The sequence below is a fragment of the Saccharothrix hoggarensis genome (assembly GCF_052936025.1).
This window is the reverse complement of the sequence record NZ_CP193624.1, coordinates 2213408-2229149: the sequence shown is the minus strand read 5'-3', so window position 1 is coordinate 2229149 and position 15742 is coordinate 2213408. Positions and strand designations below refer to the sequence as shown.

The following is a 15742-nucleotide window of genomic DNA, read 5'->3' as shown; positions in this document are numbered from 1 at the left end:
GCGCACGGCAATGCCAAACGGCCGGGTGAAGCCGGCGCGTCACACGGCTGCGGTGGTCGGGATGGAACCGCCCGGATGCGGTTCAACCCGTCCTATCGGGCTAACGGGTTAAGCCAACCGAGTCACCCCGTGACGGAGGCACGGGGGGAGTGCCCTCCGGCTCACCCCGCGAACAACAGCGCGAGTCCCCCGGACGTGTACCCGACCATGAGCACCAGCAGCGGCACCTGCCCGGTCAGGTGCTTCTCCGGCGGCAGCAGCCGCAACGCCCGGTCGTGCGCGGACACGACGGCCAGCAGGTGCCCGACGAGCACCGCTCCCACCTGCACCGATGCCACGAGCACCGGAGCGGCTGCCGTCTCGTCCGGGGTGAACCCGGTGGCGCCGACCAGGAGCGCGACGGCCCGCTGGCCCTCCACGGCGAGCAGCGAGAAGTAGTGCGCCACCACGTACCCGGCCACGATCGGGACCAGGGAGTGCGCCAGTTCGCCCCCGAACGAGCGGCACGCCGCCAGGTAGGTGCCCGCGACCAGCGCCACGGAGGCCAGGAGCCCCACCCAGTCGGGCACGCCGAGCCGTTCCCAGCTCGGGCTGGAGCCGATGCTGTCGAACGCGGTCGAGCCCAGCAGCACGGCCACCACGGCGACCAGGCCGGGACGCACGGGCGTGGCGACGAGCGCCCGGAACGGGTTGCCGCGCGACGGCGACAGCCGGCCGAGCAGGGTGGAGAACACCTCGAACCCGTCGGCCCGCTCGAACCACGCTCGGCCGAACACCACGCCACCGGCGACGTTCACCGCGGCGTACGCCACCAGGAACCACGGCAGGGCGTCGGGCTCGACCAGTTCGACCCACGTGAACGCCAGCAGTCCGAGCGCGGCGGGCCAGTGCCCCCACCGCTCCGGGTACGGTCGGCCGAGCGTGACGAGCGCGGCCAGGCGCAGCGGGTTCAGCACCCGCCACACCGGCCCCAGCAGCATCGACAGCACCGCCACCCCCACCCAGAGCAGCACGAACACCAGGTGCGGCCACGCCTGCGCGGGCACGAGCACCAGGCCGGCCGCGACCAGCACCCGGACCGGCCACCAGTCGCGCTCGGGTCCGGGCGCGGCGGGGTGGAACCGGGGTTTCGTCCACAGCAGCCCGAGCGCGAGGAACGACGCCAGCAGCGCGACCGCCGCGCCCTGGAGCACCAGGTCCAGCGGCAGCGGCAGGTCGTGCCGCGCGCCGACGCCGTGCGCGAGGACCGTCACCGCACCACCAGTTGCACCAGCAGCGTGTCGGGGTGCGCCTCCACGTCGAACGTGCCGGTCCGGTCCACCGTGAACTCCAGCACGGCGGGCTTGCCCTCCTCGGCCTTGGCCAGCACGTCGATCCCGTGCACGTGGACCTCCACGGGTTCCGCGCTGGTGACGGTCAGCTCGACGGCCTGCCCGCGCACCGCCTCGACCTGCTGCGGCGACGCGTCGTCCACGGAGAGCCGCAGCACCAACGGTTCCGTGGAAGCGGGCGCGGGGGCGGGCGCGGACGTGCAGCCGGCCGGCACGAGCACGGCGAGCGCCGCGAGGGTGGCGAGCAGCAGGACACGGATCACCGGGGTGTTTCCCTTCGCATGGAGTCGAATCCGCCCGCGGCGAGGCCGAGGCCGCCGCCGAGCGTGAGTGCCACGAGCAGCCGGTCCAGGTCGGCGGGACCGGCGAACGGCAGGTGGGAGAACCGGAAGCTGTCGAAGTCCGGGATGCCGGCCACGACGAGCATCGCGCCGACCACGGCCGCCACGAACGCGGTGGCCGGTGCGCGCCGCACCGCCGCCACCACCGCGACCACGGCCAGCGGCCACGCCACCAGGCCGACGCCGCTCGCGCCGAGCAGCAGCGGCAGGAACGGCCGGCCGGTGACGGCGAGCGTCGCGCCGACGGCGTGCCACGCGTGCGCCGCCGTCACCACTACCACGCCGGCGGCGAGGAGCGCGCGACGGCGTCCGAGGAAGTGGCCGCCGACCGCGAGCGCCGCCGTGAACACCAGCCACCACAACGGGTTCGGCCCCGGCGTCGTGACCACCTGGCCGGTGATCACGGACGTGCCGACGGGCACCGCCCACTCCGGCCGGGTGGTGCGCTCGTCGCGGAAGCGGTGGGTCTCGCCCGGCGCCACCACGTGGCCCGCGACCTCGACGGGGACCGCGCCCCCGTTGCGGACCTCCAGCTCGGCCCCGTGGTTGACCATCGCCGCCGTCACGCCGGGCAGCGGCGGTTCGATCCCGGTGACCCGGCTCAGGTGGTCCTGCGGCGCGAGGCCGCCGGCGTGCGCCTGAGCCGGGGCGGCGGTGCCGACCAGCAGGGCGAGCACCAGGAGGACGAGCCTCACCGGCGGGCGGTCGGCACGAGCACCACCGCCACGAGCAGCCCGTGCAGCGCGGCCATGACGGGGGCGCCGGTCCACATCTCGGTGACGCCCGGCGTCGTGCCCTGGTCGATGATGGCGGCCGCGAAGTACGCGGCCCAGGTGACGAAGGACGCGGCGGCGGCGAAGACCCGGTACTCCCTGACCCGGTCCTCGGACGGGCGCAGCTTCAGCAGCAGCACGTCGACGAGCACGCCGGCCACGACGAACCCGATGGCGGTGCTGAGGTTGGTGTAGTTGGCGACGGCCGTGCTGAGCAGCATCACCACGACCGCGAGGAGCGTCGCCGTGCCGAACGGCGGCCGGAACCGGCGGACGATCGCCAGCAGCGGCACCACCATGATCAGGTTGGTGAACATGATCGCGGCGGCGAGCTCCACCGCGTTGCGCGAGCCCTTGCCCTTGTCGAAGGTGAACGCCCTGACGATGTCCTCGCCGGTGAACACGGTCGCGTCGGCGTAACCGGCGAACAGCAGCACCAGCGAGGCCGTGAACGACAGCGCCAGCGCGGCGGGCAGGAACTGCCGGAACGTCGGGCTGACCACGTCGCGGTCGGCCCACGCGGTGCGCAGCGGCGTGGTCAGGATCATGATCATGGACGTGATCAGCGCCAGGTGGGTCGGGCTGAACAGGATGTCGATGCCCTGCTCGATGCCGATGAAGGTGTGCCACAGGTAGTCGCCCGCGCCGGCGGCGGCGAACACGGGCAGCGCGACCACGGCCGGGCCGTAGCCGATCGGGACCGCGTCCAGCCCGCGCAGGCCCTGCTGGTGGTTGCGCCACAGCACCCACAGGATCCACGCGCCGGTCGCGGCGAAGCCCGAGTAGAACACCGCGTGCCACGGCGTGAAGAACGACTCGAGCTCGGGCACGTTCGAGTGCGCCCACGCGTCGAGGAACAACCCGAACGAGAACCACGTCCCGAGCAGCACGGTGATCAGGTCCGTGCGGAAGCCCGCCCTCGGCCGTCCGCGCGCCGGCGTCGGCCGGTCCTCGACTTCAGTACTCCGCCCCAGTTCCATGAGGACGAGCCTGCCGCGCGGCCCCGCCCGCCGGAATCGTGCCAGCACCACCCCGTGGTGCGGTTAACCGCACCGCGGTCACGCGTTGAGGTAGCGGAGGACGGCGAGGACGCGGCGGTGGTCGTGCGGGCTCGCGGACAGGTCCAGCTTGGCGAAGATGCTGGTGCAGTGCTTCTCCACGGTGCGCTCGGCGATGAACAGGCGTTGCGCGATGGCCTGGTTGGTGCGGCCCTCCGCCATCAGCGCGAGCACGGCGCGTTCCCGTTCGGTGAGCCTGCTGTCGCTCTCGTCCCGGCGCCGCACCAGCAGCCGGCTCACCACCTCCGGGTCGAACGCCGAACCGCCCGCGCCGACGCGGCGGATCGCGGCGGTGAACTCGGCCAGGTCCGACACCCGGTCCTTGAGCAGGTAGCCGACGCCGTCCGCGCCGACGTCCAGCAGCTCGGCGGCGTAGCTGACGCGGACGTACTGCGACAGCACCAGGACGCCCGTGGCCGGGTACTGGCGGCGCAGCACCACCGCCGCCCGCAGCCCCTCGTCGGTGTGCGTCGGCGGCATCCGGATGTCCACGATGGCCACGTCCGGCCTGTGCTCGTCGACGGACCTCACCAGCGCGGGCGCGTCCTCGACCGCCGCGACGACGTCGAACCCGGCCTCCGCGAGCAGCCTCGTCAACCCCTCGCGCAGCAACGTGGAATCCTCCGCGATCACGACCCGCACGGCAGCACCACCCGCACGCTCGTGCCCGTCGACGCCGTGCTGACCACCCGCATCGTCCCCCCGTTCGCTTCCACCCGTTCGCTCAGGCCGCGCAGCCCGGAACCCCGGTCCACGTCCGCTCCCCCGCGCCCGTCGTCGTCCACCCGCACGACCAGCTTCCCGTCACCGCCGGTGATGAGGACTTCCGTGCGGGACGCCTCCGCGTGCTTGGCCACGTTCGCCAGCGCCTCCGCCACCACGTAGTACGCCGTGGTCTCCACCAGCGGCGGCACGGCGTCCGGCAGGTTCAGCGTCAGCTCGACGCGCGGCCCGGCCAACGCGGTCAGCTCGCGCACCGCGCCGTGCAGCCCCCGTTCGGTCAGCACGGGCGGGTGGATGCCGTGGCACACCGCGCGCACGTCGTCGATCGTGGCGAGGACGGCCTGCTTGGCCTCGGCGGCGAGGGCGCGGCCGCGGTCCGGCGGCACGGTTTCGGCCAGCCCCAACGTCATCGCGACCGACAGCAGCCGTTGCTGGACGCCGTCGTGCAGGTTGCGCTCCAACCGCCGGCGCTCGTCCTCGGCCGCCCGCAGCACCTTGCCGCGCGACTCGTCCAGCTGCCGCACCTTCGCCCGGAGTTCGGCGGTGAGCCGTTCGTTCTCCAGCGCCAGGCCGACGGCGGCGCACGCGGCGTCCACGAGTTCGAGGTCCAGCACGGGGTCGTGCAGCAGCACGGCGACCGGCGCGCCCGCCCGGTCCACCCGCGTGTGCGCGCAGTCCAGCTCCACGGGCCTGCCGTCCGCGTCGACGTACCGCTCCTGCCCGGCCACCCAGTAGGCGACGCGCAGGCTCGGGTCGTGCAGCGTGGCGGCCAGCGCCTCCTGCACGCCGGCCCGCGCGCTGTCGCCGCTGAGCCGCACCACCAGGTCGGCGACCTCGCCGCGGTCCATCCGGCGGCGCAGCAGGCCGGCGAGGTAGGCGAACGGGATGCCGCTCAACGCGAGCATCAGCACCACGACCGGCGGGTTGAGGCCCGCGCGTTCCACCGGCTCCCACACGACGAACGCGATGATCGCCACCGCGGTCGCGCCGAGCATCGCGGTCAGCGTGCGCCGCTGCGCCATGCTGCTGACCCGCCAGCGGTGCAGTTGCAGGCCCAGCATGCTGATCCCGACGGCGGCGGTCATCGCCGTCTCGCCCTCGATGATCGTGGCGGCCCACGGTTCGCACGGCCGCTCGAACGCCACGCTCAGCAGCGCGCTCTCCAGGTACCCGGCGGCCACCACCAGCCGGCGCGGCACGGTGAGGAGGCGTCCGGTGGGGAAGGCGACCAGCGCGTGGCCGAGGATCGACGGCCACAGCTTGGCCAGGAACATCACCGCGAGCGGCCCGTCGTCGATCGCGTACTCCAGGGCCCAGCCGATCCCGACGAGCACGAACAGCAGCCCGATCCGGTTGCGCGGCTGCGCTCGACGGCTGATGACACCCGCGATCACGAAGACCGCGCTCACCGCGAGGATCGCGGACGGCAGCAGCATGTGCCCAAGGTAGCCGTTGGCCGGTCCGACCCGGACCGCTTTGCCGGCTGGTGGGACTCCGGTGGGGCGCCCGGGCTGGGGCGGGCCGTCAGAACTGCGCTGGTGCGGCGGAAATCCGGTGGGGCGCCCGCGGCGCGAGGCCCCACCGGACCGCGATCGGATCAGAAGGTGAGCCGCCAGGCGTCGATGTAGCCGGTGTCCTGGCTGTACACGTCCTGCACCTTGAGCCGCCACGTGCCGTTGGCGACCTCGGACGACGCGTTCACCGTGTACGTGGTGACGATGTCGGGCGTGCTGGAGCTGCTGGAGTTCTTCAACCGGTAGGTGGAGCCGTCCGGCGCGACGAGATCGATCACCACGTCACCGCCCCACGAGTGCTTGATGTCCACGCCGACCTTCAGGGTGGACGGCGCGTTGCCCGCGACGCCGCTGACGGTCACGTTGCTGTACACGGCCGCGCCCGCGTCGGGGATGGTGACGTTGGTCAGGTTCTCGAACACCTTGCCGGGCGGCTGGGTCGTGCCGCCGAGGTCGGCCGCCGCCTGGTTGATGGCCGCGGCGAACGTGCTGACCTCGGTGTAGACGCCGGGGTTGCCCGGCCGCGCGCACCCGTTGCCGTGGCTGACGATGCCGACCTGGATCCACGCGCCCGCGTTGTCGCGCCGGAACATCGGACCGCCCGAGTCGCCCTGGCACGTGTCGACGCCGCCGTTGGCGAGGTCGCCCGCGCACAGCTCGGCGGCCGGGATCAGGTCGGAGTAGTACGGGTCGGCGTTCTTGCACGTGGTGTCGTCGATGTAGTCGACGTTCGCCTTCATCAGGTAGCGGGACTGGCTGCCACCCTCGCGGGTCGCGCCCCAGCCGGCCACGGTGAACACACCGGTGTTGTAGGCCGCGGTGGTGGCGATCGGCAGATTGGCCGCGCCGGTGATCGGGCCGGCCAGCTTGATCAGCGCCCAGTCGCCGCCGGTCGCCGTGCCGTAGGTCGGGGCGCGGTGCACGTAGGTGGACGTGCGGGTGATCCTGGTCGTGTCCTGGAGGTCCGTCACGCCGTACGTGGCCGTGATGGACGTGTTGTTGCCGGTGCGGCTGACGCAGTGGGCGGCGGTCAGCACGAGCTGGTCGGTCAGCATCGCGCCGCCGCAGCCCATCGACAGCCGGACCATCCACGGGAACTCGCCCTTGGCGGCCTGGGTGCCGCCGACGACCATGGGCGTCGGGTTGCCCGCGTCCGGTGGCGGCGGGGCGGCGATCGCCTGGCCCGCGAACGCGGCCAGGGTGGCGACGATGCCCGCGGCGAGGGCAAGCGTCTTTCTCGCGGTGTTGCGCACGGTGAATCCTTCCCGCGCCCGGCCGGGTCGTGCTCGCAGGGTGGCCGGACGTCGAGATCGCAGGGTGTCGAACAGCCGGCCCCTCAGCCGGCGCGCTCATCGTGCGTGGCGGACAGCCTGCTCACAATCCGTCGATCGACGGGAGTTCTTTCGGCGCGGACCTGCTAAGACGTGTGGTTCTCTGGTGAGTTGTGACGGGGACCGGTTTTGCTTCGGGTGAGGGGCGGTGGCGCGCCCGGCTGGGGACGCTCCGCCAGGTCGTGCGGCAGGAGGTCGTGGCGCGGCAGCCGGCGGCGCACCTGCCCGTCGCGCCGTGCCGCGTGCTGGACGTGGGGTGCGGGCAGGGCACGCAGGCGCTGCGGCCGGCGCGGCTCGGGCACGACGTGACCGGGGTGGACTCGTCGGACGCGCTGCTCGGCGACTTCGACGCCGCCCTGGCGGCCGAAGGTGCCGACGCGCGGGCGCGCGTGTGACTGGTGCCGGGCGACGCCCGAGACCTCGGCACGCTCGCCGGCGGGTACGACGCGGTGCTGTGCCACGGCGTGCTCATGTACTTCCCCGACCCCGCGCCGATCGTGGCCGAGCCGACGGACGTCGTCGCGGCGGGCGGGCTGGTGTCCCTGTTGGTGCGCAACGGCGACGGGCTCGCCATGCGGCCGGGGCTGGCCGGTGACTGGGCGGCGGCGCGGGCGGCGTTCGACGGGGTGTCGTACGGCAACCGCCTCGGGGTGAGCGCCCGCGCCGACCGCCTCGCCGACCTGACCGCCGTGCTCGCCCACCGGCGGCCGGCCGTCCACTCCTGGTACGGGGTGCGGGTGTTCACCGACCACGCGGCCGACGACGCGCCGCTGCCGGACGAGGGGACGCTCGCCGACCTGCTCGACTGCGAGGAGCGTGCGGGTGCGACGGACCCGTACCGGGGCGTGGCGGCGTTGACGCACGTCGTCGCGCGGGCCGGCTTGACTTCCGAAGGTGTGAGTGGTTGATTACTCTCATGCCCGCAGCTCCGAGCGAACGCCGACTCTCCACCGCCGAGGAGCGCCGGGAGACGGTGCTCCGGACCGCCCTCGGCGCGTTCGCCGCCCGCGGCTACTACGGCACCACCACGGGCGAGGTCGCCAAGTCGGCCGGCATCTCGCAGGCCTACGTCTACCGCCTCTTCCCCGACAAGGAAGCGCTGTTCCTGTCCGTGGTCGAGCACTGCTTCGCGCGGATCAGGGAGAGCCTCGCGGACGGGGTCGCGGGCGCCGCGGGCAGTTCGGCGGAGGCGGTCCTGCACGCGATGGGCGACGCGTACGCGCGGCTGATCGCCGAGGAGAACACGCTCCTGCTGGTCCAGATGCACGCCCAGTGCGCGGCCGTGTCGGAACCGGCCGTGCGCGAGGTCGTGCAGCGCGGGTACGCCCGCATGGTGGAGTACGTGCGCGGGGTGTCCGGCGGCAGCGAGCCGCAGGTGCAGGACTTCTTCGCCAAGGGCATGTTGTGCCACCTGGTCGTGGCGGTGGACGCGGACGGGGTCGACGCGCCGTGGGCGCGGACGCTGTCGGCGGGCATCCGCCACTACTGAACCTTCGGACGAGGCCACGTCGCCTCTCGGGGTCGCGAGGGTGAGTGGCCGACCAGTCCAGGAACGCCGGTCGTGGGCGACCGTTGACGCGAAGTCGAGCGGATCTCTACGTTCGGGAGCACACCGCCTCGTCAACGTGGTCGAGGAAAGGGCTTTCCCGTGACAGTGAGTCGACGCGGTCTCCTGCTGGCAGGCGGAGCCGGACTGGCCGCCCTCGGCACGTCCCGGCTCGCCGGGGCCGCCACCTGGGAGACCGTCATCAACGGTTCGTTCGCGAACTACGGCACGTTGGAGTCGGTCTGGAACTACCGCTACCCGTGGGGTTCGGACCACAACGGCACGGCTCGCATGTACGCGAGTCCGTCCGACCACAACCACGTGTACCTCGAAGGGTCGACGCTCGTCCTCAAGGCGACCCGGATCAGCTGGGACGAGGGCACCAGCTCGGCCGACCCGCACCTCCCGATCCGGTACCACTCCGGCGCGGTGCACGCCAAGCAGCACGTGCTGGTCGACGACCGGTTCCCGAACTGGGAGGTGCGGGGCGAGTTCCAGGCGCCGTCGGCCCGCGGCACGTGGCCCGCGTTCTGGCTCACCGGGGTGAACTCGTGGCCGCCGGAGAGCGACATCCTGGAGTACAAGGGTGACGCGCGGAACTGGTCCAACACCTACAAGAACGCCTCCGGCGGGTGGTCGAACACCATCCGGTCGGTGGCCGACCCCGGCGCGTGGCACACCTACCGGGCGTGGATCGCCAAGGTGAACGCCACGGACGTGGACATCCACTACTACCTCGACGGCACGTGGGTCGGGCAGCACCGGGGCGCGAACTTCGTCGGCAAGCCCCTGTGGATCATCATCAACCTCCAGATGGAGGGCTCGTCGGGGTCACCCGGCCCCACCACCCCCACCTACTACCGCGCCCGCAACCTCTACGTCGGCCGCACCCGCGCCTGACGCGTCCGCCGCGCGCCAGCCCGGTCCCAGGGCCGGTGACGGACCGCGGGCCGGCCCGCTCCCGGTCGCGGGAGGCAGGTCGGCCCGCCGCGGCGTCACCGTCACGCGTCGAGGAAGGGGATCAGGTTCTCCTCCTCGTACGCCAGGTGGGCCTCCAGCTCGTCGACCAGCCGGTCGACGTCGTCCCGCAGGGTCGGCGCGTCGGTCCGGTCCAGGGTCTCCTGCAGGCGCGTGAGCAGGTCGGCGATGCGCTCGTGCTCCGCGCCGAGCCGGTCGAGGACCGGCGCCAGCTCCGGGAAGCGCTCGCGCAGCGCCGGGAACGTGCCGCGGTCCTCGGACGTGTGGTGGAAGCGCAGTCCTTGGCACGCGGTCAGGCAGTTCGCCTTCAGCTGCGCGCCGAGCACCGGCTTCGACGCGGCGACCTCGCGGCGGATCGTGGCCAGTTCCCGGCGGAACGCGTCGTGCACGAGCTTCAGCGCGGCGCCCCAGCTCGACGCGTTCGGCGGGCCGCCGGAGACCTGGGTCAGGGCGACGACGGGGATGCGCCGGCTGGTCTTGGCCTGGTACTCGGCCCACCCGGGGTCCGACTCGACGGCGCGGGCCCACATCTCGTCGCGTTCCGGCCCGTCGAGCACGACGGCCTTGGCGTCGTAGGTGAAGACGCCGTCCTCCACCCGCACGACGGGGTTGGCGACGAGGTTGTGGAACCACGCCGGGTGGCGCGGCGAGCCGGCGGCCGACGCGATGACGAGGATGCGGTCGCCGTCGGGCAGGTAGCCCACGGGCGTGGTGTGGCGCTTGCCGGTGCGGGCGCCGGTGGTGGTGAGCAGGATCAGCCTGCCCCCTTCGAAAGGGCCTCCGACGCGGCCCGCGTTGGCACGGAACTCCTCGATCACCTGCTGGTTGAAATCCATTGGCGTTCTCCTGTTTTCGGGCATGCCGAGTCACCGCGGGTGAATTCGCCCGTGGTTTTCGGTGAAGGTTTTGTGGAGGCGCGCGGGCACGGCGCGTGGACCGGCTCGGGCGCGCGGAAACGGTGCGGTGCGGCAGGTGTGCGGGTGCGTCACGCCGACGTGCGTGGAAACCCTGGGAGAAGCGGAGAACGGCGGGCCGCGGGCCCACCCGGCGGTCAAACCGCGGCCGGGTGACTCTCTCGCTCGTGGCTCAAGGCCGACCCGGCAGTCACGGGCGGGAGCTTATCCGGGACTGCGCGGGCGGGCAACTTCCCATTCCCGTGGCACTATCGGAGCCATGTCCCGACTGCCATTCCTGGTGCTCGTCCTGCTGTCCGCGTGCACGCCCGTTCCGGGGCAGCCGGAGCCGGCTCCGTCGCGGTCCGCCGACGCGTGCCCGCACGGCGTCGAGTACGACGTGCTGGCCCAGGAGGCGGCGATGGGTCTGCGCGTGCTGTCGCTGCGGGCGACCAACTGCGGCGCCGAGGCGGTGGAGCTGAACGGCTACCCGTCCGTCACGGTGCTGGACGCCGAGCGCGCGCCGCTGCTCGTGGCGGTCGGGCAGGGGTCGTTCGGGATCTCGGCGGTGACGGCGTTCGACGCCCCGCCGCAGCCGGTCGTGGTGGGGCCCGGCGAGTCGGCGCGGACGGGCTTGTTGTGGCGCAACACCTACACGGACGTGTCCGCGCCGCCGGCGGTCGGCGAGCACCTGGAGATCGCTGTCGCCGCCGGGCGGCCGGCGCAGGTGTACACGCCCCTCGACGAGCACCGCCACCCCGTCACGCTCGACCTCGGCAGCACCGGCAAGGTCGGCGTGATGCCGTGGACCGCGATGACGCCCTGAGCCGGGCGGCCCGAACCAGGCCGGGACCAGGCCCGCATCAGGCCCCGATCAGGCTCGCATCACCGTCGAGATCGGGATGCGCGCGGCGCGCAACGCCGGGACCAGACCGCCGAGGACGCCCGCAACCAGGCCCGCGGCCACGCCCGCCACGCCCGCCTGCCACGGGAACTCGACGCCCTCCAGCGACGGGAACCGCGAGCCGAACAGGGCCAGCCCGACCTTCAGCCCCAGCACGCCCGCCCCGATCGCCAGCGCCGCCGTCAACAGGCCCGTCAGCAACGTCTCGGCCAGCACGATGCCCGCCAGCAGCAACCTCGGCGTCCCCACGGCGCGGCGCAGCGCGAACTCCTCGATGCGCTCGCCGACCGTCGCGAGGCCGACGTTGAGGATGCCCGCCACGCCGATCAGCAGCACGAGCGCCGCCAGGCCGAGGAAGATCCAGCGCAGCACGGCGAGCTGGGTGGACATGCGCTCCAACGTCTCCACCGTGGACACGTGGATGCGGTCGGCCGGGGTGCCCGCCGCGGTGAGCCTGGCCCGCAGGACGTGCTCGACCTCGGTCGCCGTCGGCGTCATGAAGACCTGGAGGCCCGGGCCGGAGTTGCCGCCGGCCATGCTGGTCTCCGGGAGCCAGTTCAGGATCTCGTCGGTGCGCGCGTACGCGGTCGGCCGGTAGCCGCCGTCGTCGATCACGCCGATGATCCGCGGCGTCGGGTTGGCGGTGGCGCCGTCCACCCGCATCTCCGCCGGCACGCGGTACCGGGTGAAGGCCTTCGCGGCCTCCTCGTTCAGCACGAGCCGCGGCGCCAGCGACGGTTCGCCCGCGAAGTCCAGCCACTCCCCCTGCGACGGGCGGAACGGGCGGAACTGGCGGATGTCACCGCTGAGGCCCACCAGTTCCAGCTCCACCGCCTGGCCCTGCGGCGCGCCGGCGTCGCCCTCGTCCACGGCGTAGCAGCCGTTCATGTCGCACGTCATCGAGCCGCCGTAGCCGCCGGGCTGGTCGATCGACCCGCCGCCCTCGTTGACCGGACGCACGCCCGGCTCGCCGATGATCGCGCGCGTGCTGGTCATGGCGACCGCGTCGGTGCGGCCCCGCAGCACCTCCAGCGCCACCGGCACGGTCCGCCCCTCCGGCGACAGGTACATCTGCCGGGTGCCGTCCTTGCCCTGCGACAGCTCGACGTCCGAGAGCATGGCCCGGTTCGCGATCTCCGCGCCCGCCTGCACCACCACCACGGCGAGCACGCCGAGGAACAGGCTGATCATCGACAGGAACGTGCGCAGCTTGCGGGCCCGGATGCCCTGGCCGCCGATGATCACCGACGCGCGCAGCCTGCCCGAGAGCCGGATCACGCGACCACCCGCCGCGGGCCGGGTTCAGCACGCCGTCGGACAGCTGGAAGACGCGGCCCATCTTCGCCGCGTGGTCGTGGTCGTGGGTGACGAGCACGAGCCCGCAGCCCTGGTCGGTGGCCTGGCGCAGCACCTCGACCACGAGGTTGCCGGTGTCGGTGTCCAGCGCGCCGGTCGGCTCGTCGGCGAGCAGGATGCGCGGTTCCCGCACCAGGGCGCGGGCGATCGCCACGCGCTGCTGCTCGCCGCCGGACAGCCGGGGCGGCTTGTGCTTGGCCAGGTGGCCGATCCCGACGCGCTCCAACGCGGCCAGCACCTTGGCCTTGCGCTTGCGCCTCGGCAGCCAGCCCTGGCCGTTGACCAGGGCCATCGCCACGTTCTGCGCCGCCGTCAGGTGCTTGAGCAGGAAGAAGCGCTGGAACACGAACCCGAACTCGGCGCTGCGCAGCGCGGCGGCCCTGCGCTCGGGGATCTTCGTGATGTCCCGGTCCCCCAACAGGTACTGGCCGCCGTCGGGCCGGTCGAACAGGCCGATCAGGCTGAGCAGCGTGCTCTTGCCGGAGCCGGAGCGGCCCAGGATGGCGACGCTGTCGCCCGCGTGCACGGTCAGGTCGACGCCGGCGAGGATGGTGCGCGGCTCGTCCTGGCCCTTGAGGGTCTTCGTCACGCCGGTGAGGCGGATCAGCGGGGCCGCGGGCGGGACGTCGTGCGGCGGGACGTGAAAGGGGACGTGCGGCGGGACGGGCATCGGCGACGTGGTCACTTCGACCCCGTCTCGGGGCCGCCCCGGCCGTCGGGCTCGGCGGGCGGCAGGTTCGGACCCGGCACGGCCAGCGTCTCGTCGCCCGTCAGACCGGACTTGATCTCCACGACCTTGCCGTCGGTGAGGCCGAGCTCGACGTCCTTCGTCTCCTTCGCCCCGTCCGGCCCGACCACGTCGACCTTGCCGCGGCCCTGGCCGCCCGCCACCGCCTCGACCGGCACGACCAGCGCGTTCTGCGCGGTCGCGGTGACGAGCTCCAGCGTGGCGGCGGCGCCGTTGATCAGCTTCACGTCGGCGGGCGCGGTGCAGACCAGGCGCAGGCCGGTCGGCTGCGACGACGTCTCGGGCTCGCGCGGTTCCTGCGGCGCGGGAGGTGCGGGCGGCGCGGGCGCGTTGCTGCCGCCGGGCGGGTCGGCGGGCGGCTGCTGCACGGGCGGTGGCGCGGGGACGGTGCCCGCGGGCAGCGCCGCGATCGTGCCGAGCAGCGTGCACGCGAACGGCCCGGGCCCGTTCTTGATCTGCGCCTGCACCACGCCCTGGGCGGCGTCGGCGATCTGGTACGCCTGCTCGCCGTTGATCTCGGCGACGATGCCGTAGCCCGCGTACTTCGCCGACGCGATCGGCATGCCCGCGGTGACGGTGGCGCGGTCGTCCACCAGGCGTCCGCCGAACGTCGAGCCGGCGGGCACCTCGACGTTGTTCGGCTTGCCGTCCAGCCAGACCGTGGCGAACCGGGTCGGCTTCGTCGGCGTGCCGGTGGCCTCCGGCACGGTCAGGTAGCGCACCTGGCCCGCGACCGGCGACACGATCCCGAAGACCGGGTTCATGGTGACCGTGCCGGTCAGGCTGACCTTGTTCGACAGGTCCTGCCGGGACGGCGTGGCCGTCGTCTGCACGGTGCCGCGCGGCGCCAGCCCGGGGTCGAGCGGCTCCGCCCCGGTCGACGTGCACGCGGTCGCGGCGAGCGCCACCGCGACCAGTCCGCACACGCGGACGAACGCTTTTTCGGACACCGGTCCCCCCAAACGCGAATACCCATTCCGGTTTCGCCAACTTACCCATATGACGCCGGCGGGGTGATCGGGGTTGCGCCTCACCGGGGAACCGCTCCGGGAGGGAGCGGTTCCCCGGTGGTCAGGGGATCGGGGGGCCGGTCCGGGAACCGGCCGGCGGCTCAGGCGACGGCGTGCAGCGCGCCGTCCGGGCCTTCGAGGCAGCGGGCCGTGCCGACCCGCGCGTTGACGAACTCGGTGATGCAGCGGCCCAGCTGCTCGTGCGCGGCGGCGTTCGGGTGGAACGACTGCTGCGCCATGTGGATGCCGATGGCGTCGAGGCCGCCGGACACCAGCGCGTACGGGTCGACGGTCAGCCGGCGCTGCCACTCGCCGGTCGTCGTGTCGCCCTTGCTGCACGCCTCGCGGTTCTCCGTGGCGCGGGAGAAGTCGAGGAACTTCACGCCGGTCCGCGTGGCCACGCCGCGCAGCGCCTCGGACAGCTGCGGCACGGCGACCGTGCGGCCGTAGCCCGCGTCGGCCAGCCGCAGCGGGCAGCCCTGCGGCCCGTGCCGGTAGCGGTCCATCTTCTCGGTCACCGGCGAGGCGTACGAGGTGAGGACCAGGTCGTAGGACGTGTCGGCGTAGCCGGCCTGGGTCATGGCGGCGCGGACGTCGCGCACCGCGACCTCCACCTTCGGCGCCATCGCGGCCAGGCGGGCGGGCCACTCGCGTTCCAGCGTCGAGCGGCAGCTCGGGCCGAACGGGTTCACCCACGCGGCCACGCAGTCGACCATGGTGTCGGCGAACCGGGGGTCGTCGTTCGCGCCCACCTGCACCACGACCGCGGTCACCCGGTACTGGCGGGCCACCTCGATGAGCCGCCGAGCCTGGGAGCCCTCGGTGTAGTGCACGGTGTCGGCCAGCGACACGTTCGCCGAGTCCGCGCCCGAGCAGGCGAGGTTGACCGTGCGGTCGGCGAGCCGCGTGCGGTGGATCATGGCCTGGGTGGAGCGGTGGCACCAGTTGCCGTTCTCCCCCTCGGTGCCCGGCTCGTACGACCCGGCGCCCTCGCCGGACATCGCGCTGTCACCGAGGGACACGACGGCGGTCTGCCGATCGTCGACCGCGGCCGCCGTGACGGGGACGGCGACGAGCGCCGCTCCGGCTGCCAACAAGGCGCCCACCACGGCGCCAACCTTCTTCCGCGACACCGCAGACCTCCAGGGCTTGATCACCGTCGACCGGACCCGCACGTCATCCGACCGTATGGCCGCCGCCACGCCGGGGACAACGTCCGATCGGCGGCTTTGCACG

General features: G+C 73.2%; 14 protein-coding genes and 3 pseudogenes. 4 read left to right on the top strand and 13 right to left on the bottom strand.

All coding sequences use genetic code 11. From position 1 onward, the window contains the following. Positions 1–161 precede the first annotated feature (161 nt). The 8 genes and pseudogenes from ACRAKH_RS10825 to ACRAKH_RS10790 form a co-directional block, all read right to left on the bottom strand. Positions 162–1253 carry a hypothetical protein gene (locus ACRAKH_RS10825; protein WP_380726790.1) on the bottom strand — a complete coding sequence of 364 codons (1092 nt, stop codon included), beginning with the start codon at positions 1251–1253 and terminating at the stop codon, positions 162–164. Beyond that, entirely contained in the window at positions 1250–1594 is a 345-nt protein-coding gene (locus ACRAKH_RS10820) for a hypothetical protein (RefSeq protein WP_380726788.1), read from the bottom strand. The genes ACRAKH_RS10825 and ACRAKH_RS10820 overlap by 4 nt, the downstream gene beginning before the upstream one ends. Next, positions 1591–2367 carry a hypothetical protein gene (locus tag ACRAKH_RS10815; RefSeq protein ID WP_380726787.1) on the bottom strand — a complete coding sequence of 259 codons (777 nt, stop codon included), beginning with the start codon at positions 2365–2367 and terminating at the stop codon, positions 1591–1593. Before ACRAKH_RS10815 ends, ACRAKH_RS10820 begins: the two co-directional genes overlap by 4 nt. Then, the gene (locus ACRAKH_RS10810) at positions 2364–3473 is read right to left on the bottom strand and encodes a hypothetical protein (RefSeq protein ID WP_380726785.1); all 1110 of its coding nucleotides are present in this window, start codon (positions 3471–3473) and stop codon (positions 2364–2366) included. The genes ACRAKH_RS10815 and ACRAKH_RS10810 overlap by 4 nt, the downstream gene beginning before the upstream one ends. Before the next feature lie 30 nt (positions 3474–3503). Further along, positions 3504–4145, bottom strand: coding sequence for a response regulator (locus ACRAKH_RS10805; protein ID WP_380726783.1), 642 nt, complete (start codon positions 4143–4145; stop codon positions 3504–3506). Next, positions 4133–5662, bottom strand: coding sequence for a sensor histidine kinase (locus tag ACRAKH_RS10800; protein WP_380726781.1), 1530 nt, complete (start codon positions 5660–5662; stop codon positions 4133–4135). The genes ACRAKH_RS10805 and ACRAKH_RS10800 overlap by 13 nt, the downstream gene beginning before the upstream one ends. 161 nt (positions 5663–5823) lie before the next feature. Further along, entirely contained in the window at positions 5824–6102 is a 279-nt protein-coding gene (locus tag ACRAKH_RS10795) for a proprotein convertase P-domain-containing protein (protein ID WP_380726796.1), read from the bottom strand. A gap of 87 nt (positions 6103–6189) precedes the next feature. Further along, a pseudogene (locus ACRAKH_RS10790) lies at positions 6190–6993 on the bottom strand (S1 family peptidase); the annotation flags it as partial. Between the two features lie 191 nt (positions 6994–7184). On the opposite strand from ACRAKH_RS10790, the pseudogene ACRAKH_RS10785 reads away from it, so the two are divergent. The 3 genes and pseudogenes from ACRAKH_RS10785 (at position 7185) to ACRAKH_RS10775 (ending at position 9517) form a co-directional block, all read left to right on the top strand. Beyond that, positions 7185–7979: pseudogene (locus ACRAKH_RS10785) on the top strand (class I SAM-dependent methyltransferase). Positions 7980–7987: 8 nt separating this feature from the next. Continuing rightward, positions 7988–8560: a TetR/AcrR family transcriptional regulator gene (locus tag ACRAKH_RS10780; RefSeq protein ID WP_380726779.1), complete on the top strand. Its 573-nt coding sequence runs from the start codon at positions 7988–7990 to the stop codon at positions 8558–8560. A gap of 159 nt (positions 8561–8719) precedes the next feature. Then, positions 8720–9517 (top strand): family 16 glycosylhydrolase, encoded by a 798-nt coding sequence (locus tag ACRAKH_RS10775; RefSeq protein WP_380726777.1) that lies wholly within the window; start codon positions 8720–8722, stop codon positions 9515–9517. A 101-nt stretch (positions 9518–9618) separates the two neighbouring features. Here ACRAKH_RS10775 and ACRAKH_RS10770 read toward each other — a convergent pair whose 3' ends face one another. Continuing rightward, positions 9619–10431, bottom strand: coding sequence for a nitroreductase/quinone reductase family protein (locus tag ACRAKH_RS10770; protein WP_380726776.1), 813 nt, complete (start codon positions 10429–10431; stop codon positions 9619–9621). Positions 10432–10768: 337 nt separating this feature from the next. Between ACRAKH_RS10770 and ACRAKH_RS10765 the strand changes: the two genes are divergently transcribed. After that, the gene (locus ACRAKH_RS10765; RefSeq protein WP_380726774.1) at positions 10769–11314 is read left to right on the top strand and encodes a DUF4232 domain-containing protein; all 546 of its coding nucleotides are present in this window, start codon (positions 10769–10771) and stop codon (positions 11312–11314) included. 48 nt (positions 11315–11362) lie between these two features. Here ACRAKH_RS10765 and ACRAKH_RS10760 read toward each other — a convergent pair whose 3' ends face one another. From ACRAKH_RS10760 to ACRAKH_RS10745, 4 genes and pseudogenes are all read right to left on the bottom strand, one after another. Next, complete coding sequence (locus ACRAKH_RS10760) at positions 11363–12670, bottom strand: ABC transporter permease (protein WP_380726772.1); 1308 nt, start codon at positions 12668–12670, stop codon at positions 11363–11365. Positions 12671–12902: 232 nt separating this feature from the next. Further along, positions 12903–13418, bottom strand: a pseudogene (locus tag ACRAKH_RS10755) (ABC transporter ATP-binding protein); the annotation flags it as partial. Between the two features lie 11 nt (positions 13419–13429). Beyond that, positions 13430–14446 (bottom strand): efflux RND transporter periplasmic adaptor subunit, encoded by a 1017-nt coding sequence (locus ACRAKH_RS10750; protein WP_447009785.1) that lies wholly within the window; start codon positions 14444–14446, stop codon positions 13430–13432. A gap of 161 nt (positions 14447–14607) precedes the next feature. Further along, positions 14608–15615: a GDSL-type esterase/lipase family protein gene (locus tag ACRAKH_RS10745; RefSeq protein ID WP_380722134.1), complete on the bottom strand. Its 1008-nt coding sequence runs from the start codon at positions 15613–15615 to the stop codon at positions 14608–14610. Positions 15616–15742: the final 127 nt, after the last annotated feature.

Excerpts from the sequence above, each read along its gene's own strand:
- ACRAKH_RS10800 (WP_380726781.1), bottom strand. The coding sequence starts at position 5,662 with ATGCTGCTGCCGTCCGCGATCCTCGCGGTGAGCGCGGTCTTCGTGATC.
- ACRAKH_RS10780 (WP_380726779.1), top strand. The coding sequence starts at position 7,988 with ATGCCCGCAGCTCCGAGCGAACGCCGACTCTCCACCGCCGAGGAGCGC.
- ACRAKH_RS10770 (WP_380726776.1), bottom strand. The coding sequence starts at position 10,431 with ATGGATTTCAACCAGCAGGTGATCGAGGAGTTCCGTGCCAACGCGGGC.
- ACRAKH_RS10765 (WP_380726774.1), top strand. The coding sequence starts at position 10,769 with ATGTCCCGACTGCCATTCCTGGTGCTCGTCCTGCTGTCCGCGTGCACG.